This is a genomic window from Paenibacillus shunpengii, from assembly GCF_042684905.1.
GTDB lineage: Bacteria > Bacillota > Bacilli > Paenibacillales > Paenibacillaceae > Paenibacillus > Paenibacillus shunpengii.
In genome coordinates this window covers 41,228-60,450 of record NZ_JBHUMJ010000011.1, presented here as the reverse complement: position 1 = coordinate 60,450, position 19,223 = coordinate 41,228, and the positions used below count along the sequence as shown (strand labels likewise).

Here is a 19,223-nt window from a genome sequence, read left to right as displayed (position 1 = left end):
GAAGTGCTCCCTTCAAATCGAGATGAATTGTCGTCATTTCTATTATAAAGCATGTTCGAATAAAAAGCGGTTTCATTTTTATCGTAACGATTCATTTCAATCAGGGCTGATACCATGAGTGGGGAGTGGAGAGTTTAAAAAGGGGCCTGATCTCGGTCTTGTATATTGCGTGAGCGCTGAACGAAAAGTTATCAACAGATACCAAAATGTTGATAACTTTCTGTTGAAAATGAATTTATGGTGAGTCTTATTCACGATTCGGGGTAAAATCATGCGTTTTCATGTGCATAACATTGTGTTATACACAGCGCGCACGAAATAACGACAATTTTTTCACGTTTATGCACATTTCTATACACATTACTCACAGACAGGCAGAGACACTATCCTTATTCTGCGTGAAAATGTGGATAGAATGAAGAAGTGTGAGCATGTTATTCACGGTTATCCAACGCTTAGAATGCCTATTCCGCAGGCAAATTACCGCCCTTAAGGAAAATGTGCTGCTCTATTTCATTTACAGCGTAACAATGTTATGTTACATTGTGTTCAGGAGGTTGATTTCACATGCAGGAGGACTTGATATCGAAGAAAGATCTGCTGGAGATCACCGGTATTTCATATGGACAGTTATACCGATGGAAGCGGAAGAATTTAATTCCGGAGGATTGGTTCATTCGCAGATCTTCCTTTACGGGTCAGGAGACGTTTTTCCCCAGGGAGAGCATCTTATCACGAATTCACAAAATAAAAAACATGAAAGATGATCTATCTCTGGATGAGCTCGCAGATGTGTTCTCTCCATCGGTCAGCACGCTTCTTCTGACACAGGAAGAAATCATGCATAGACAGCTGGTTACACCAATCACCATGCAATTGTACATAGAGCAAGCGGAGCTTCATGAGACAGAGCAGCTGGAGTTTGAGCAGCTACTTTGCCTTTATGTTCTGGATCAGGCTTTGTCCAGTGGACAAATGACCCGAGATGAGGGAGCGCTTCTCATTCGTACGTTTCATCATGAATACAGGAAGTTCGAGGATAAGGGCTGTGACATCATTCTGATCCGCAAAATGGGCGTGCCGATTCTTGTGATGGTCAGTGCAGGAAGCGGAATATATTACGATATAGGCGTTAAGGAAGTTCTGAGGTTACCAATTGCAGTTTATATAGAACAGCTGAAGGTGCATTTAAATCGATCTGGAGGTTATCGCTATGAGTGAAGCAGAAAGACGGAATCGGAATATTGCGGGAATTTGCAGTACTTCAGGGGGGATCTACCAGCATGTCAGAGCAGATGGGATGGCCAAATTTTCCAGTGATATCGACTGTATCAGTTATGAAGTGAACGGAACCGCAAGTTTGAATGGTGCTCTCAAATGTAATCGCTACTTCGTGAACGGGCTATCAACGGTGAATGGTGACATCTCTGCAGAAGAAATCATCGTTAACGGCACAAGTAAAGCAAAAGGGAATGTGGGAGCTGACCGAACTCGAGTGGATGGTGTCTTTTCGATTAGAGGACAGCTGGATACAGAATCGCTTGTCGTCAACGGCAAAGCTAACGTAGGCGGCAAACTCATTGCCAGCAGCGTAGAAGTAGCAGGAACCCTGTCTGCAGACCGGGATGTGGAATGCGAGAAGCTCGAGGTACAGGGCGGCTTCAAGATCCATGGGCTGCTGAACGCGGGTGATATTGATATTAAACTGCTTCTGGGCTGTGAGGCGGAGGATATTGGCGGAGAACGTATTCATGTGCGCCGTGATCACAAGGTAAAGCTTCTCGATGATTTTGTGCCAGGACTCGCGCCTAAGCTGAAGGCCAAAGTGATTGAAGGAGACGACATCTACTTGGAGCAGACCTATGCTCAAACGGTTAGGGGAAACCGAGTGGTTATTGGCCCAGGCTGCCAGATTGGTCTTGTGGAGTATAAGGAATCCTATTATCAGGATGAGGATACGGTCGTCGATCGCTACATTCAAACGTAAAGAGGTGAATTGTTGTGATTACAGGTAACCGTGAGCTTAACAGCGATTGGAAAAGTGACTTTAGAATGATTGGCGAAGGGGAGTCAGCTGGAGGAGCATTTCGGAAAATAAGCATTATGGGTCTAGGCCGAATTGAAGGGGATGCGAGCTGCGAGCTGTTTCGCTGTATGGGGGACGCCTCTGTACAAGGGCAATTAGATGCATCCTCATTCAAACTCTTGGGAAATGTGCATATAAAAGGCGGATTATCCGGTGATTCGGCATCAACGCTGGGGGAGCTTCGTGTAGATGGAACATTGCAGATTCGTCATATGAAGCTGCTCGGGGCAATGAAAGTAGGACAGAATCTCCGCGGTGAGAAGCTGAAATGCTCAGGGCAGCTGCAAATTCAAGGAGACTGTATCTCTGAAGAAGTGCGCATACGAGGTGTGATTACGGCAGAAGGAGCCGTGAACGCGGAGCATATTCGAATTAAACTGAATGGTCCGAGTCGTGCAAGGGAATTATGCGGGGCACAGATTGATGTTGGGCAGGCGTTTTTATCCTGGTTTCCGCACTTCCTTAGTAAGGGAATCAACAAGACCCTGTCGGCTGATCTGATTGAGGGTGATAACATCAGGCTTGAGCATGTGGAGGCAAAGGTTGTGCGAGGACGGCGAGTCACGATTGGTCCAGGCTGCCGGATCGGGCTGGTTGAATATACGGAGAAATACAAGGAGCATCGCACTGCGAAGGTAGACAAGAGCTTGCGTCGCTAAAAATAGGATGCAATGAACTCAAGAACTAAAAGCGCTTAGGAACTGAAGACTCATGGACTCATGAACCTGCATCTTACAGGCCCATGAGTTTTTTTGTTTATTTAAAAGGCTTCAAAGAATAGGGCAGAAGCTCCTGCAGCTCACAAATCAACATCAATCTCCGATGGCTCCCTGTGTACGTATACCGTCCTCGACCGGAGGAGCAGGGTCAAATGGCGCAGGTTCTGAGCGGTCTTCTGTCTCAGAGGAAGGGTTGTCTGGATTGGCTGCAATTAGACGCGCTTGTGGACGATAGGTGTCCTTGGAGATCAGAGTGCGGGAGACGATATCGCCATCGATTCGTTTAATCTGATAGGTCTCCACAATATATCCCGGTGCTCCTTCTTGGACTACGGCCTGCGTATTTACCGGCAGAGAAGAGTCATTCGTAAACTCTGTGGGTGCAGGGAGTGTTTCAAGGAGAAGTGTTTCGAGCTCATAGGTTACATTCTCCGGCATGGTTCCAAAAAACTTTACAACCAGCTCGCGATTCTTAATCTCTGCTTTGATCAGCAGCGATTTGCCCGTAGTATTCTTGAATCTGAAATTGATGTAGTCCGTCGCGAACGTAGCATCAAGGCCTTTGGGCATATAACTGACTGGCAGTGAATGATTTCTCCGTTCCACAATGTGAAGCCCTGTTCTGAGTGCCGCATTATAGAGGGTGCTTGAGACCTGGCAGATGCCCCCGCCGATACCTGGAACAAGCTCTCCGCCTACAATGACAGGGGCTTCCTTGAAGCCGCTGTCCTTCTCTGCCTTCTTGACAATTTGTCCATAGTTGAGCTCATCTCCCGGCTTAAGTATCATACCATCCACCGCTTTGGCGGCAGCCGTTACGTTGTAGGTTCTACCTTCTCCGCTCGTGCCGAGTGGGGTAGAGACTTGAATGATTTTTCGCTGAATGCCAGACTGTCTAAGAGAGTCAATTGTTACCGAGGGGTTCATCACTTGGAGGGGAAGGTCGATAACAATAGTAGGTCTGGGTTCTATTGGATTCATAAGTCGTGTGAAATCGGCCGGAACAGCATGTTCTATACGCCGGGTCATCTCCGTCCAGTGAATCCTGTTCGCGCTGTGCTCAGGTATAAACTCGATTTCATCCAGCTTCGTAATAAGGACCTTAGCAGGAATCAAGTCACCAAATTCAGATTGTTCCCAGGCAGGAGACAGATAGCTTCGCAATTTAGCACGATCATAGCTGTAGGAGATGCTCCATTCTTTTTGAAAACGAAGTCGGTTGAAGAGTCTTTGAACCATGTTTCCTTCGGACAGACCCGCTGCGGCCTGTTTAAACTCATTCGCGTTATACCTCACTCCGGCATGCTGCAGTGTCAGCTTGGGGGTGGATAGGGTGCGATTGCCTTCCTTTAGCTGTAGAGGCAGGTCTTCTAATGCCTGGAGCTTCTGATCAAGCTCACGAATTACTGAAGGGATATCTTGGCCGCCGACAGCCCAGCCGGAGATGGTTACTTTTGACGGGAGCTTCGCTTGGTGAGTATACATATAAATCCACACCAAAAGGGTGGTGAAAAAGAGGGCAAATAGCACAGAAATGATGGCGAAAGTGTGAATTTTTTTCATGGGTAACTCCTTTCCTGCTTCTTGTTTCCCCGGATTACAAACACTTTACATGTATATGTTCCGGAAGCGGAAATCTTTCGGCTACTCAAAAGGTAACAAATTTGTTACAATGGGAAACATCTTGATGAAATTCGAGAGATTTTAAAGGAAATCAATGGAAAGTGTCGAAATGATAAAGGCTACTATGCAACGGGAAGTGATCATGTGATTGAATTACAGGACGTGTGGAAGACCTATCCGAATGGGGCACATGCCTTGCAAGGTGTGTCGGTAAAGATCGACCGCAACGAATTCGTTTATATTGTCGGACCGTCTGGTGCGGGGAAATCGACATTTATGAAGCTCATTTACAGAGAAGAAGTTCCGACAAAAGGACAGATCTCAGTTAACGGATTTAATATCGGTAAGCTGAAGCATCGCAAAATCCCTTATGTTCGGCGTAATATCGGCGTTATTTTTCAGGATTTCAGACTTCTGCCGAAGATGACGGCGTATGAGAATGTCGCATTCGCAATGGAGGTTGTTGAAGCACCGAAGAAACAGATTAAGAAGCGGGTTATGGAAGCCCTGGATCTTGTCGGACTTAAGAACAAGGCAGACCGCGAGCCGAACCAGCTGTCAGGCGGGGAGCAGCAGCGTATTGCGATCGCAAGGGCGATCGTGAACAATCCGTCTGTCATCATCGCGGACGAGCCTACGGGTAACCTTGACCCTGAGACGTCATGGGGAATTATGCAGCTGCTGGATGAAATCAATTTCCGAGGAACAACAATCGTGATGGCAACCCATAACCGGGATATTGTAAATACCATGCGTAAGCGGGTTATTGCCATTGAGCAGGGACATATCGTCCGAGACGAAATGAGAGGGGAATACGGCTATGAATTTTAGTACCTTCTTGCGCCATATGCGGGAAGGGTTCAAGAGCCTATTCCGTAACGGCTGGATGTCCATAGCATCTATTACGTCGATTATTGTCTCATTGTTGATTCTAGGCGTGTTCGTTCTGCTCGTGGTGAACGTCAATTCCATGGCGGATCAGGCAGATGACCAAGTGGAGATCAGTACATTCCTGCAGCTTAATGTAGATGAGGCGCTGCGCGGTAAGCTTCAGGACGAGATTGGAGCCATGCCGGAAGTGAGCAAGATTGAATTTGTTCCTAAAGAGCAAGGCTTGGCAGATTTTAAAGAAGAGCTTGGAGAAGATGGTCAGGAGCTGCTTGAAGGCTTCGACGAGGATAACAATCCTCTCCCGGATACGCTCAGGGTAGAGGTTATTGATCCGAGCACAGTCAGCTTTGTAGCTGAGAAGATTGAAGCGCTGAACGAGGAATACCCAGAACAGCCCATTATGAAAGTGAACTATGGAGAAGACACGGTGGAGACACTGTTCAAGATCACTCGTCTGATCCGGACGATCGGCGTTGTTTTTGTAGCAGGTCTTGCACTCATGTCCATGTTTTTGATCTCTAACACGATTCGCGTAACGATCCTGGCACGCCGCCGGGAGATCAGCATCATGAAGCTGGTAGGAGCGACAAACTCCTTTATCCGCTGGCCGTTCTTTGTTGAAGGGGCCTTGATTGGATTCATTGGATCTATTATTACGATCGCTATACTATTTATCGGATACAACCAGCTGCTGAACTCGATTCAACAAGATATTATCATCCAGATGCTTGATCTGGTGCCATTGTCCAGTATATGGACTTGGTTTGGCGGATCACTGCTCCTTATGGGAATGCTCGTGGGCATCCTGGGAAGCACGTTGTCTATTCGTAAATCTTTGAAAGTGTAAGGTTTTCATAGTTTTCGTAGTTTGTAGTTTCGTATAATCATGTGGCTGTCCTTATCGGGCAGCCCTTAAGTAAGAACATAACTCGTCATGGATTGATATATAAAATACTTACGAAGAAGGATGGGAAACGAACTTGAAAAAGACGGCCACTGCAATAGCGTTAAGTTTACTTACAGCCACAGTGCTTAGTCCTGGATACGGAGTCGCTGCATCAAGCATCAGCGATATTGATAAAGAGCTGGATCAGCTGGAACAGCAGTCCGAATCTGCGAAGTCACAGCAACAGAAGGCGGAACAGAAGAAGCAGGAAGCAGAACACTACAAGCAGAAGCAAGAAGCCTATCTCGAAGCTATTATGGAACAAATTGAAGCCGTAAGTAATGAGCTGGCGACCGTGTCTTACCGCATTGAAACTACGGAAGAGAATTTGCGGAACACGAAGAAGGAACTGCAGGCAGCAGAAGAGAGAATTGCAGCCCGCGAGGAGCTGCTCGAATCGCGTGTTCGTCTGATGTACACAGATGGAACAGTTTCCTATCTGGATGTATTGCTGGCTTCTACAAGCATTTCCGATTTTCTGGAGCGTGCAGATTCATTGAAGATGATCGTGGATCAGGATCAGAATCTGCTCGTTGAACATAAGAAAGATAAGCAGCTTGTTGTAGACAAGAAGGCAGAACTCGAACAGCAGTATGCAGAACATAAACGTCTATATGCTGAGAAAAAAGAACGCAAGGCAGAGCTGGATAGTAAAGAGCAAGAGAAACAGACGCTCATTGCAGGTTATGAGGAAGAAATCCATGTGCATGGCGAGCTTAGCGAGGAACAGGATCGCATGCTCGTAGAGATCGCATCGAAACGTTCAGCACTGGTTCAAGAGAAGAACAAGCTCAAGGCAGAGCAGGCGGCAGCAGCGGCAAGAGCGAAGGCGGCAGCGGAAGAAGCAGCAAGAAAGGCTGCTCAGAAGAAAGTAGCCAGCTCGAACTCCAGCTCCAGCTCTTCTGGTTCTAGCTCTAGCTCAAGTGAAACCATGTCTTCCAGCGGCAGCGGTGTGCTGGGAATGCCGATCTCAGGCGCGCGTATCTCCTCAGGTTACGGACCGCGTATTCACCCGATCACAGGTGAGGTTGGTAAGATGCATACCGGTACTGACTTTGCTGCCCCTCAAGGAACAAGCATTTATGCCGCTGAAGATGGCGTAGTTATCATGGCAGAATGGTACAGTGGTTATGGCTATACTGTGATAGTCGATCACGGGGATGGACTATGGACGCTGTATGGACACATTCGCGAAGGCGGCATCAAGGTGAGTGAAGGAGATTCTGTAAGCCGTGGTCAAAAGATTGCCGAAGTCGGATCCACAGGAAACTCTACGGGACCTCACTTGCACTTTGAGGTTCGTGTGAATGGAAGTACGCAAAACCCGATGAATTATTTGTAAGCAGAGGTCTATTCTGGACATATTCCGTACAAGCTTTACATATACTCTTGCTGGTATATGGTTTTATGTGTGGGGATGATTCAGACAGCGGATATACGAACGATTGTCTGAATCATCCGGGGATGAATCAGGCAACGAACATATAGACGATTGACTGAATCATCCGGGGATGAATCAGGCAACGTAAAGCGTTCGTGTGCTGTTTCATCCACGGATGAAACAATAAGCGCAACACAAACGTGTGCTGTTTCATCCAAGGATGAAACAATAAGCGCAACACAGTCGTGCAGTGTTTCATCCTTCAGCGAAATATGATACAAGTAAATAAGGAGCTTGTTTTATCCAAGGATGAAACGGATGGCGTAACATAGCCGCCGACGGTTTCATCCAAGGATGAAGCAATAAGCGTGACACGGTCGCGCAGAGTTTCATCCAAGGATGAAGCCGGGCTCTAAGTTGACTTGTATCCTATTTACATCCAAAGCAAGTAAGTCGGAATAGAAAGGGCGGTGACGCTCATGATGAAGAAGCGCTCTGCTATACTGCTGGTGGTTCTTGCGCTTCTGGGTGGAAGCTTGCTTACACTGGCTGTTGTAAATTACCCGGGGCTGAACAGCCAGGGCGGAGAAGGGCTGCTTGCCAGTGTAACCGGCAGCAATCAGAAGAATGAACTGCAGAAGATTGAAACCGCACTTGACCTGATCGAGGCTAACTATTATCAAGATGTGGACCGTACTAAATTAATTGATGGCGCTATTAATGGAATGATGGAGGCCCTCGGAGATCCTTATTCTAATTACATGGGTCAGGAAACAGCTGCTCAATTCGAAGAATCGATTGAAGGTTCATTTACAGGTATTGGCGCAGAGGTATCCTCACAGGATGGCAATGTTGTGGTGGTATCACCGATCAAGGGCTCTCCCGCTGAAAAAGCAGGAATACGGGCTAAGGACGTGATCCTGTCTGTCAATGGTGAATCTTTGCAGGGGCTTGATCTCAATGATGCCGTCTCCAAGATCCGTGGACCGAAGGGCAGCGAAGCCAAGGTTCAGGTTCAGCGTTCTGGATCCAATGAGCCGCTCGAGTTCAGTATTATACGAGATGACATTGATCTGGAGACCGTGTATGCGGAGATGAAGGAAGATGATGTCGGCGTTATTACGATAACGCAGTTCTCTTTGAATACAGCTGAACGGTTCAAGGAGGAGCTTGCTAAGCTTGAAAGCCAGAACATGAAGGGGCTTGTCATCGACGTTCGTAACAATCCGGGCGGCGTACTGTCTGTCGTCATTGATATCGCAGAGCAGTTTGTTCCTTCTGGAGAACTGATCGTGCAAGTGGAAGACAAGAACGGAACTCGGGAAACAAATAAGTCCAAAGGTTCAGCGAAGGATTACCCGGTGAGTGTCCTGATGAACAAAGGAAGTGCGAGCGCATCTGAAATTTTGGCAGGCGCACTGCAGCAATCCGCTGGAGCGACACTGCTCGGTGAGCATTCCTTCGGTAAAGGAACGGTGCAGACCAGCTTTGAACGTCAGCTTGGTGACGGAAGTCTTGTGAAGATTACGATAGCCAAGTGGCTTACGCCAAACGGTGATTGGATTCATGAGAAAGGAATTGAGCCTGATATTAGTGTAAGTCAGCCTGATTATTTCTCCGTGGCACCAATCAATAAGGATAATCTTCCATTGAAGTACGATACCAACAGTACGGACGTGAAGAACGCCCAAACGATGCTCGAGGGTCTCGGATATAAGACGGATCGCAAAGACGGATATTATGATGATAAGACCGTAGAAGCCGTCAAAGCTTTCCAAAGCTCACAAGGACTGAGCGTGAGCGGAAATATCAACGAGGAAACGGCTGCAGCACTTGAGACGGCGCTCATTGAACGAATCGGCGATCCTGCATACGATACGCAGCTCAAACAGGCTGTTTCCAAGATGAAGCAGGAGATCTCTTCAGCAGCGTCGAATTAAGAGAGAAAAACGACCCGAACATCAAGCGTTCAGAATAAGTTTTTCTTGTCGATATTAGAAAAACAGATGAAAGAAGGCTGCTTGTTCAGCCTTCTTTTTTTACTTGGATCAAGTATTTGGAGAGGGCATGCAGCAGTTGAATTATGAGGGGGCGTGAGCTAACTTGAATGAAGTCATCACATGGCTATGGCTTGTTGTGGATGCATTAATCGCTTTGCTGACACAGCCATTTTATTACATAGCCATCGTATTATTAGCGCTCAGTTACCGTCGTCAGGGGATGCTAGAACGAAGATTGCTCCACACACGCCTTAATGGGTGGCCGCTGTTAACATTGCGGGCTATTTTTACAGGTATACTGATTGGTCTTATTGTATCTGTCGTTTATTTATTCCTGGGAATTGAAATGACAGCACAGGCTGTGCTGGTGATATGGGTAACATCGATTATACTGATGCTGCTGCGGATCAGATACCTGAACGCGGTATATGCAGTGGGTTTACTCGGTAGCATACAATGGGTGCTTAAGCTGTTTGGCAGCTGGGAGCCTCAAGGCTTCCTCGAAGCCGTCGTCTCTACAATCCGTGATCTGCCGATTCCTCAGCTGCTGGTGCTAGCAGCAGTACTGCACTTGACTCAGGCTCTGTTCGTAAGGCTGCAGCAGCGGCAGAACGCTTCTCCTGTTTATTTTAAAGGGAAGAGGGGCAAGCTTGTCGGCGGTTATCAGCTGCAGTACTATGTACCGGTGCCGCTTATGCTGCTTATGCCCACCAATTCGGGAAGTGGAGCAGATTTAGCGTGGAGTCCGCTGATTTCCGGCGGTGCCGATATGTATATGCTTTTTGCTGTTCCTTTTATTGTCGGATTTAGTGAAATGACAAAAAGTATGCTGCCTGAAGACAAATCAGCGCTTACCGCGAAGCGGCTCCTGCTGTATGGAGTCATACTGCTCGCCTTGAGTCTGTTGTCCGTGTGGTGGAATCCGTTGTCTCTGGTGGCTGTGCTATTTGCTCTTCTAGGTCTTGAAGCGATATGCTGGATCAGTTCGTCGGAGGAAGAAAATCGCAGCCCAATCTATGTACATCCTAAGCAGGGACTGCAGGTTCTGGCCGTATTGCCGGGAAGTCCTGCGGAGGAGCTGGGAATCCAGACGGGTGAGGTTATCTTTCGAGTGAATGGACAGCATGTCAACTCCCAAGCGGAGCTGCACAGCGCGCTTCGTATGAACCCTGCATTTTGCAAATTGGAAGTACGCAATATTGAAGGCGAGAGTAAATTCCTGCAGCGTGCGATATACGAAGGTGAGCATCACCAGCTCGGAGCACTGCTTGCGCCAGATCCGGATACCGGCTTTGCAATCGACGAGCGTCCTGCCTCGTTCTTTCAGATCGTCGGGATGAAGGTGGATACACATCGTACCGATAAGCCAGCGCCCGATCCTTTCAGTCACGAAGCATGAGGGGATAGAAGCTGAAATTACTTTAAGCAATCACACGATAAGCTAAGCCGGAGAAGGGGAACATCTACACACAAGCTTCTCTGCACAAAAAACAACCTCCATCCTGCCTATAAAGCAGGGTGGAGGTTTTACTTTTTTATATTCAAATGAGATCTAGCTTTACTCACTTTGCAGCTGGCGCAGAACAGTGATTTCCACTCTGCGGTTTTGTTGTCTGCCAGCGGCGGTCGTATTCTCTGCTGCAGGCCGGTTATCCGCATATCCGGCATATTGGAAGCTGTTCGGATCCAGTCCTTCCTGCTCAATAAAATAACGAAGCACAGAGAGTGCGCGCTCACCGGAGAGTTCCCAGTTGTCCCGGTATTTGGAGCCCGATGTCACTGGGGTATTATCGGTGTGACCCTCGATTGAGATGGTTGTCGCAAGATCCCTAAACAAGCTGGCTAATTGAGACAGAACGGGGCCTGCACCCTCCATTAAATTTGCATCCCCAGTGCGAAACAGAAATTGTTCACTCAGCGTAATGGAGATCCCTTGAGGCTTGTCCACTACAAAAATAAGATTCTCAAGCTCATGGTCTCTTATATAATCCTCGATCAAGGCCATCAGATCCTGAAGCTCTTTTTCTTGCTCACGGAAGGCAGTCTCTCGTTCGGTCAAAGGTCCGCTGTCTGCCTCTTGTTCCGTATCTGAACCGGCTCCGCCCGAACCGGGCTGGTTTGCTTCACTGCCTGTCTCGCCATTTTGACCAGAGGGGTAGTCAATTACGCCATTTCCTCCGTCAAGAATTCCGCTTGAGCTCTGAAAGGTAGTCTGCAGGGAGCTGGTAACTTCCTCATACTTGTTTGCATCAAGCCGGCTCATCGCATACATCATCACGAAGAAAATGAGCAGAAGTGTTATGAGATCCGCATAGGTGATCATCCAGCGATCATGCGGAGAGCCGGAGGAATGCGCGGACTTTACATTCCGTGTTCGCCTATTCCGCTGTCTCATGCATGACATCCTTCCTCGGGCTTAATGAATTTGGCAGTGAGGTAATATAAGTGTTCAGCTTTTTGCGAACGAGCAGCGCATTATCACCATTTTGTACTGACAATACACCTTCCAGAATCATTTCCATGCCCATAATTTCCTCTACGCCCTTGGCTCTAATCTTGGAGGCGATGGGCAAGAAGATCAGGTTTGCGCTGGCTACCCCATATAAGGTCGCGATAAAAGCAACGGCGATCGATGGACCGAGCTGACTCGGATCTGTCAGATGACCAAGCACCTGAATGAGTCCCATAACGGTCCCGATAATCCCCATGGTCGGCGCATAGGAGCCTGCAGATTCAAATAGCTTGGCATAGTTATCATGCTCCTGTTCCTTGGCATCGATATCCAGCTCCATAATCTGACGGACGATCGGCTGATCTGTTCCATCCACAACTAACTGAATGCCTTCTCTTAAGAAAACATTAGGGTGATCAACGACCTTCTGCTCCAAGGCTAGAACACCTTCACGTCTTGCAACCATGGACATCTCTACGATATCCTCCAGCCACTCCTTTACTTCAGACCGATTCGGCTTGAAGGCCAGTTTAATGCCCGCAGGCAGAGTACGGATCCGGTGCAGTGGATAGCTGATGAGCACGGCTGCAATCGTACCGCCGAAGACGATAAGAGCAGCCGTCCCTTGAAATAGTCCTGTTATTTGTCCCCCTTCCCATAAAAATCCTCCAATGATTGCGACAGCTCCGGCCATAAGGCCGATTAGGGTCGCGATATCCATCAAAAATTCCCTCCAGTCATTTGCTTTCTATATTTGCATCCAGGACATGAACCGAGTATAATAAACGGGAACAAACATTCTTATAAACGCTTTTGCTTAACTCACGAACGAAGAGCCGGTGAAACAGCCTGATGAAGAGCTTCATTCCACTTTTTGAGATGGGTTCTTTTTTATTTCGGCTGAGGAACTTCATTTGTTTAATGTTAGGGAAATAAGCAATGCAGTATATAAAATGGTTTCCGAATGTTATATTTTCGGTAAATCTCGACATATATAAGGATATTGCACAGCTTGCTATGGGCAGTTCTTACAACAATATCTAGGTTGATTTGAAGTTTTTGAGTGTAAGTATGTACATTGATGACTTCATTCTATCTGGATATTTGTAGTTTCTTAGCGAGAGAGATCGAAATTTGCATAATCCTGGTGTAAAACTATTTTAGACGATGAAGGTGAGGTTGGGCAATGAGCGATATTGTCATGAGCAATAAAGGATTTGAACTCGTATCGGAATTTGAACCTCAAGGGGATCAGCCGCAAGCGATTGTAGAGCTGGTAGAAGGGATCCGGCAAGGGAAGAGGCATCAGACATTGCTTGGTGCTACAGGTACCGGTAAGACGTTTACCATTGCTCAGACCATAGCGAAGTTAAATAGACCCACGCTTGTTATTGCACATAACAAGACGCTTGCGGCACAGCTCGCAAGTGAGTTCAAGGAGTTTTTTCCTAACAATTCGGTAGATTACTTTGTAAGCTATTACGATTACTATCAACCAGAAGCCTATATTCCTTCTTCAGATACGTACATTGAGAAGGATTCAAGTATAAATGAAGAAATTGATAAGCTTCGGCATTCGGCTACAAGTTCTTTGTTCGAGCGCCGAGACGTTATTATTGTTGCGAGTGTATCCTGCATCTACGGTCTCGGTTCTCCGATCGAATATTCCAATATGCTATTGTCGCTTCGTGTAGGGATGGAGAAGTCTCGCAAGGAGATTTTGTCACGTCTCGTGGATATCCAATACCAGCGCAATGACCTTAATTTTGTCCGGGGGACATTCCGTGTGCGCGGAGATGTCATTGAGATTTTTCCGGCATCTAAAGATCAGCACGCGATGCGAATCGAGCTTTTTGGAGACGAGGTTGAGCGCATCACAGAGATTGACGTGCTGACCGGCGAGCTGATCGGTGAGCGCGATCATGTGGCCATATTCCCGGCATCTCACTTCGTTACGCGTGAGGAGACGATGAGAGTAGCGCTTGTTAATATTGAGCGTGAGCTTGAGGAACGTCTTGCTGAACTCCGTGAACAGGGCAAGCTGCTCGAGGCACAGCGTCTGGAACAGCGGACACGTTACGATATCGAGATGATGAAGGAAGTGGGATTCTGCTCCGGGATTGAGAATTATTCTGGTCCACTGACCTTCCGTGAGGCAGGAGCTACACCGTATACACTGCTCGACTATTTCCCTGACGATATGCTGGTTGTCATTGACGAGTCGCATGTAACGCTGCCTCAAATTCGCGCGATGTACAACGGTGACCGTGCGCGGAAGACCGTACTCGTAGAGCACGGATTTCGTTTGCCGTCCGCACTGGATAACCGTCCATTGCAGTTCGAGGAATTCGAGAAGAAGACGAAGCAGCTCGTATACGTCTCTGCCACTCCAGGTCCTTATGAAATTGAGCATACCGAAGGAGATATGGTTCAGCAGATTATTCGTCCAACAGGTCTGCTTGATCCGATCATTGAAGTGAGACCAACCAAAGGTCAGATTGATGATCTGATTGGTGAGATTCGGGACCGTGTAGAGAAGGATGAGCGCGTGCTTGTTACGACACTGACGAAGAAGATGGCAGAGGATCTGACCGATTACTTCAAGGAAGTGGGCATTAAGGTCAGATATATGCACTCAGATATTAAGACGCTGGAGCGTATGGCCATTCTGAGGGATCTCCGGCTCGGCACATTCCATGTACTTATCGGAATTAACCTGCTGCGGGAAGGACTTGATCTTCCTGAAGTATCGCTTGTTGCTATATTGGATGCTGACAAAGAGGGCTTCCTGCGTTCTGAACGCTCACTTATTCAGACTATTGGACGCGCTGCCCGGAACAGTGAAGGTAAAGTTATCATGTATGGTGATAAGATTACGGACTCCATGGATAAAGCGATGAAGGAGACGGAACGTCGTCGTGCGATTCAGGTCGCTTATAATGAAGAGCATGGAATCACACCACAGACCATCCGCAAGAAGATTCGTGAGGTTATTGAGGCAACGAAGGTGGCCGAGGCGAAGAGCGATTATCTGACAGGCGGCACAGAGAAGATGTCGAAGCGCGAGCGTCAGTCGTTGATGCAGCGTCTTGAGGCTGAAATGAAGGATGCAGCGAAGAACTTGCAGTTCGAGCGTGCCGCAGAACTACGAGATGCCCTGCTTGAATTGAAGGCTGAATAAAATAAGAAGAGAACGGCCGAGGGGTCGTTCTCTTCTTAAAGAGTGCATAAGGTACGTTGCTGTTTCTGTACTCTTTAATTTCATAATTGTATTTCGTTTAATAACGTTGAAAGCTGATCATAAGGGCTATACTTATTGATAAATTGATATATTGTTTAATTTAGTAGAACAAGGACCGAGCTCGGAGAGCAATGGTCCGCCCGTGGGATGAAGCGAAGCGATCCCACGCAGGAAGTTGCACTTGAAGGACCGAGCTCGAAGAGCAATGGTCCGCCTGTGGGATGGAGCGAAGCGATCCCACGCAGGAAGTTGCACTTGAAGGACCGAGCTCGGAGAGCAATGGTCCACCTGTGGGATGAAGCGAAGCGATCCCAGGCAGGAAGTTGCACTTGAAGGACCGAGCTCGAAGAGCAATGGTCCGCCTGTGGGATGGGCGAAGCGATCCCACAACAGGAAGTTGCACTTGAAGGACCGAGCTCGAAGAGCAATGGTCGGCCTGTGGGATGATGCGAAGCAATCCCACTCAGGAGCGTGCACTTGAAGGACCGAGCTCGAAGAGCAATGGTCCGCCTGTGGGATGGAGCGAAGCGATCCCACGCAGGAGCGTGCACTTGAAGGACCGAGCTCGGAGAGCAATGGTCCGCCTGTGGGGTAGAGCGAAGCGATCCCACGCAGGAAGTTGCACTTGAAGGACCGAGCTCAGAGAGCAATGGTCCGCCCGTGGGATGGAGCGAAGCGATCCCACTCACGGTCCGCCTCGTATGTGAAGCATGTTCTGGACAACCAGATGGGTTGTCTAGAACGAATGCGGTCCAAGCACAACAACCAGCTGTAAATAACCACGAGCCCAACTACTTCGGCCAATTTCCGGTTTCCAAAGGGAGGTCCCTTTGGGGTCCTCCCTGTCAGGGAGGATTTAGGAGGGTTCTTTTAAGGAGATGAGAGTGTGGCGAACGAGAGTATAATCATTAAAGGCGCAAGGGCGCACAATCTGAAGAACATCGATGTAACGATCCCGCGCGACCGTTTTGTCGTCCTGACCGGATTGAGCGGATCCGGTAAATCATCGCTGGCATTTGATACGATATATGCCGAAGGTCAGCGCAGATATGTAGAGTCACTGTCCGCATATGCCCGTCAGTTTCTAGGTCAGATGGAGAAGCCCGACGTAGATTCGATAGATGGACTGTCTCCTGCGATTTCGATAGATCAGAAAACAACAAGCCGCAATCCGCGCTCAACGGTAGGAACCGTTACCGAAATTTATGACTATTTGCGTCTATTGTTTGCACGCATTGGTCATCCGCATTGCCCGGATCATGGTGTGGAGATTACTTCCCAGACCGTAGAGCAGATGGTTGACCGGATCATGGGCTACCCGGAACGGACAAGACTGCAGATTCTTGCGCCTGTTATTTCGGGCCGCAAGGGTGAGCACAAGAGTCTGCTGGCAGATATTTCGAAGCAAGGCTTCGTACGGGTAAGGATTGATGGCGAGCTCCGTGACTTGTCGGAGAACATTGAGCTTGAGAAGAACAAGAAGCATACGATTGAGGTCGTAGTGGACCGGATCGTCGTGAAGGAAGACATTCAGTCACGTTTGTCCGATTCGATTGAAACCGCGCTTAAAATATCCGGCGGTCAGCTGCTGGTTGATATCATTGGAGAAGAAGAGCTGAGATTCAGCTCCAACTATGCCTGTCCGATATGCGGATTCAGCATGGAGGAGCTCTCCCCGCGTATGTTCTCGTTCAACAGTCCATTTGGTGCCTGTCCGGATTGTGACGGCTTGGGAACTAAGATGATTGTCGATCCTGATCTGCTCGTTCCCGATCGCAGCAAGTCGATCGAAGGCGGTGCATTTGAAGCTTGGGCTGGAGGGACGTCGAACTACTACCCGCAATTTTTACGTTCCGTATGTGAGCATTACAAGATTCCGATGAAAGTTCCTGTCAGCGAGCTGTCACCAGATCAGATGAACAAGCTCCTTCGAGGGACGAATGGTGAGAAGATCCGTTTCCGTTATGAGAATGATTTTGGCCAAAGAAAAGAAGCTTATGTTGTATTTGAAGGGATTATTCCCAATCTGGAGCGCCGGTATCGTGATACGGCTTCGGAAGGTATTCGTGAGTTCATCGAAGGCTTTATGGGCGAGAAGCCGTGTGGAACATGTAAAGGTCATCGTCTCAAAAAAGAAGTGCTGGCCGTTACTGTCAATGGCAACAACATGGCTTATGTGACCAATCTCTCCATTGGAGCGGCCATGGAATTCTTCAGCAATTTGCAGCTCTCCGAGAAGGAACAGGCGATTGCCCATTTGATTCTCAAAGAGATCAACAGTCGTCTGGGATTCCTCGTAAACGTCGGGTTGAACTACCTTACTATGAGCAGAGCTGCAGGTACATTATCCGGCGGGGAAGCACAGCGTATTCGGCTTGCGACACAGATCGGCTCCAGTCTCATGGGTGTATTGTATATATTGGATGAGCCAAGCATCGGACTGCATCAGCGTGACAATGACCGTCTGATTGCAACACTGGGTCATATGCGTGACCTCGGAAATACGCTCATTGTCGTAGAGCATGACGAGGATACGATGATGGCAGCGGATTATATTATTGATATCGGTCCGGGAGCCGGAATTCATGGCGGTCAGATCATATCGCAGGGCACACCGCAGGAAGTCATGAATGATCCTAATTCATTGACGGGCAGCTATCTCAGCGGACGCAAGTTTATCCCTGTTCCTGCCGAGAGACGGAAGACGGATGATCGCTGGCTGGAAATTCGCGGTGCGAAGGAGAACAATCTCAAGAACATTAATGTGAAGATTCCACTAGGTGTATTTACAGCGGTTACTGGTGTATCCGGTTCAGGCAAATCTACCCTTGTGAATGAGATCTTGTACAAAACACTGGCACGGGATTTGAACCGGGCAAGAGTACGCCCAGGGCAGTATAAGGAAATGAAAGGCTTGGAGCATATTGACAAGGTCATTGATATTGATCAATCTCCAATCGGCCGTACACCTCGATCCAACCCGGCAACGTACACGGGTGTATTTGATGATATTCGAGATCTGTACTCTCAAACGAATGAAGCCAAGCTGCGCGGCTACCAAAAGGGCCGATTCAGCTTTAACATCAAGGGCGGCAGATGTGAGGCGTGTAAGGGCGATGGAATCATTAAGATCGAGATGCACTTCCTGCCGGACGTTTATGTACCTTGTGAAGTCTGCAAAGGGAAACGATATAACCGGGAAACGTTAGAGGTTAAATACAAAGAGAAGAACATTTCTGAAGTACTAGATATGACGATTGAAGATGCGGTGGAATTCTTCCGCAACATTCCTAAGATTCATCGCAAAATTCAAACCCTGCTGGATGTCGGCTTAGGATACGTCAAGCTCGGACAGCCGGCAACAACACTATCCGGGGGAGAGGCACAGCGCGTCAAGCTCGCATCTGAGCTGTACCGCCGCAGTACCGGTAAGACGATGTATATCTTGGACGAGCCGACCACCGGTCTGCACGTGGATGATATTGATCGTTTGCTGACGGTACTTCACCGACTGGTGGACTCTGGGGAAACCGTGCTTGTCATTGAGCACAATCTGGATGTCATCAAGACGGTCGACCATATTATCGACTTGGGACCGGAAGGCGGAGACGGCGGCGGTACCATTATCGGTACAGGTTCTCCAGAGCAAATCGTCAAAGTGAATGAATCCTACACAGGTAAATACCTGAAGCCGGTGTTGGAACGGGATACCGAGCGCAGTCAAACCCTGGTGTTAAACCGTTCATAGCTGCTGCATGAAGAGCTGGAGGAGATACATTTATCTCATCTCCAGCTTTTTTTAAAGTAATCCGTCATCATTAGAGCGACGTGGTTATATCGAACTCTCTATTATTCATGCTATCTAAAAAATAGTTGTAACGGAG

Annotated in this window: 14 protein-coding genes; 11 read left to right on the top strand and 3 right to left on the bottom strand. The window is 48.0% G+C overall.

The genetic code is table 11. The features are described 5' to 3' along the window. Positions 1-567 precede the first annotated feature (567 nt). Genes ACFSVM_RS22305 through ACFSVM_RS22295 form a run of 3 tightly spaced genes read left to right on the top strand, consistent with a single transcriptional unit; the run spans position 568 to position 2,745 of the window. Positions 568-1,221 carry a YhbD family protein gene (locus ACFSVM_RS22305; RefSeq protein ID WP_076314544.1) on the top strand — a complete coding sequence of 218 codons (654 nt, stop codon included), beginning with the start codon at positions 568-570 and terminating at the stop codon, positions 1,219-1,221. After that, positions 1,214-1,987 carry a hypothetical protein gene (locus ACFSVM_RS22300; RefSeq protein WP_379264649.1) on the top strand — a complete coding sequence of 258 codons (774 nt, stop codon included), beginning with the start codon at positions 1,214-1,216 and terminating at the stop codon, positions 1,985-1,987. Before ACFSVM_RS22305 ends, ACFSVM_RS22300 begins: the two co-directional genes overlap by 8 nt. A gap of 14 nt (positions 1,988-2,001) precedes the next feature. Further along, the gene (locus ACFSVM_RS22295) at positions 2,002-2,745 is read left to right on the top strand and encodes a hypothetical protein (protein WP_379264647.1); all 744 of its coding nucleotides are present in this window, start codon (positions 2,002-2,004) and stop codon (positions 2,743-2,745) included. Positions 2,746-2,898: 153 nt separating this feature from the next. Here ACFSVM_RS22295 and ACFSVM_RS22290 read toward each other — a convergent pair whose 3' ends face one another. Beyond that, the gene (locus tag ACFSVM_RS22290; RefSeq protein ID WP_379264645.1) at positions 2,899-4,368 is read right to left on the bottom strand and encodes a VanW family protein; all 1,470 of its coding nucleotides are present in this window, start codon (positions 4,366-4,368) and stop codon (positions 2,899-2,901) included. Between the two features lie 204 nt (positions 4,369-4,572). Here ACFSVM_RS22290 and ftsE point away from each other — a divergent pair, with 204 nt between their 5' ends. From ftsE to ACFSVM_RS22265, 5 genes are all read left to right on the top strand, one after another. Beyond that, positions 4,573-5,259 (top strand): cell division ATP-binding protein FtsE, encoded by a 687-nt coding sequence (ftsE, locus tag ACFSVM_RS22285; protein WP_047912341.1) that lies wholly within the window; start codon positions 4,573-4,575, stop codon positions 5,257-5,259. Further along, positions 5,249-6,166, top strand: coding sequence for a permease-like cell division protein FtsX (gene ftsX, locus ACFSVM_RS22280; protein WP_076314548.1), 918 nt, complete (start codon positions 5,249-5,251; stop codon positions 6,164-6,166). Before ftsE ends, ftsX begins: the two co-directional genes overlap by 11 nt. A 133-nt stretch (positions 6,167-6,299) precedes the next feature. Beyond that, positions 6,300-7,607: a murein hydrolase activator EnvC family protein gene (locus ACFSVM_RS22275; RefSeq protein ID WP_076314549.1), complete on the top strand. Its 1,308-nt coding sequence runs from the start codon at positions 6,300-6,302 to the stop codon at positions 7,605-7,607. A 518-nt stretch (positions 7,608-8,125) separates the two neighbouring features. After that, positions 8,126-9,586, top strand: coding sequence for a S41 family peptidase (locus tag ACFSVM_RS22270; RefSeq protein WP_076314550.1), 1,461 nt, complete (start codon positions 8,126-8,128; stop codon positions 9,584-9,586). Between the two features lie 163 nt (positions 9,587-9,749). Continuing rightward, the gene (locus tag ACFSVM_RS22265) at positions 9,750-11,045 is read left to right on the top strand and encodes a PDZ domain-containing protein (protein ID WP_379264642.1); all 1,296 of its coding nucleotides are present in this window, start codon (positions 9,750-9,752) and stop codon (positions 11,043-11,045) included. 159 nt (positions 11,046-11,204) lie between these two features. On the opposite strand, the gene ACFSVM_RS22260 is transcribed toward ACFSVM_RS22265, so the two are convergent. Continuing rightward, the gene (locus ACFSVM_RS22260; protein ID WP_076314552.1) at positions 11,205-12,041 is read right to left on the bottom strand and encodes a flagellar motor protein MotB; all 837 of its coding nucleotides are present in this window, start codon (positions 12,039-12,041) and stop codon (positions 11,205-11,207) included. Further along, positions 12,025-12,819 (bottom strand): flagellar motor protein, encoded by a 795-nt coding sequence (locus ACFSVM_RS22255; RefSeq protein ID WP_379264640.1) that lies wholly within the window; start codon positions 12,817-12,819, stop codon positions 12,025-12,027. Before ACFSVM_RS22255 ends, ACFSVM_RS22260 begins: the two co-directional genes overlap by 17 nt. A 465-nt stretch (positions 12,820-13,284) precedes the next feature. On the opposite strand from ACFSVM_RS22255, the gene uvrB reads away from it, so the two are divergent. From uvrB to uvrA, 3 genes are all read left to right on the top strand, one after another. Then, complete coding sequence (uvrB, locus tag ACFSVM_RS22250; protein WP_076314554.1) at positions 13,285-15,279, top strand: excinuclease ABC subunit UvrB; 1,995 nt, start codon at positions 13,285-13,287, stop codon at positions 15,277-15,279. A gap of 685 nt (positions 15,280-15,964) precedes the next feature. Further along, on the top strand, positions 15,965-16,114 hold the full coding sequence (locus tag ACFSVM_RS22245; RefSeq protein WP_379264637.1) for a hypothetical protein: 150 nt from the start codon (positions 15,965-15,967) through the stop codon (positions 16,112-16,114). 111 nt (positions 16,115-16,225) lie between these two features. Further along, the gene (gene uvrA / locus ACFSVM_RS22240; RefSeq protein ID WP_379264635.1) at positions 16,226-19,087 is read left to right on the top strand and encodes an excinuclease ABC subunit UvrA; all 2,862 of its coding nucleotides are present in this window, start codon (positions 16,226-16,228) and stop codon (positions 19,085-19,087) included. Positions 19,088-19,223 lie beyond the last annotated feature (136 nt).

Excerpts from the sequence above, each read along its gene's own strand:
- ACFSVM_RS22305 (WP_076314544.1), top strand. The coding sequence starts at position 568 with ATGCAGGAGGACTTGATATCGAAGAAAGATCTGCTGGAGATCACCGGT.
- ACFSVM_RS22300 (WP_379264649.1), top strand. The coding sequence starts at position 1,214 with ATGAGTGAAGCAGAAAGACGGAATCGGAATATTGCGGGAATTTGCAGT.
- ACFSVM_RS22290 (WP_379264645.1), bottom strand. The coding sequence starts at position 4,368 with ATGAAAAAAATTCACACTTTCGCCATCATTTCTGTGCTATTTGCCCTC.
- ftsX (WP_076314548.1), top strand. The coding sequence starts at position 5,249 with ATGAATTTTAGTACCTTCTTGCGCCATATGCGGGAAGGGTTCAAGAGC.
- ACFSVM_RS22270 (WP_076314550.1), top strand. The coding sequence starts at position 8,126 with ATGATGAAGAAGCGCTCTGCTATACTGCTGGTGGTTCTTGCGCTTCTG.
- ACFSVM_RS22260 (WP_076314552.1), bottom strand. The coding sequence starts at position 12,041 with ATGAGACAGCGGAATAGGCGAACACGGAATGTAAAGTCCGCGCATTCC.
- ACFSVM_RS22255 (WP_379264640.1), bottom strand. The coding sequence starts at position 12,819 with ATGGATATCGCGACCCTAATCGGCCTTATGGCCGGAGCTGTCGCAATC.
- uvrB (WP_076314554.1), top strand. The coding sequence starts at position 13,285 with ATGAGCGATATTGTCATGAGCAATAAAGGATTTGAACTCGTATCGGAA.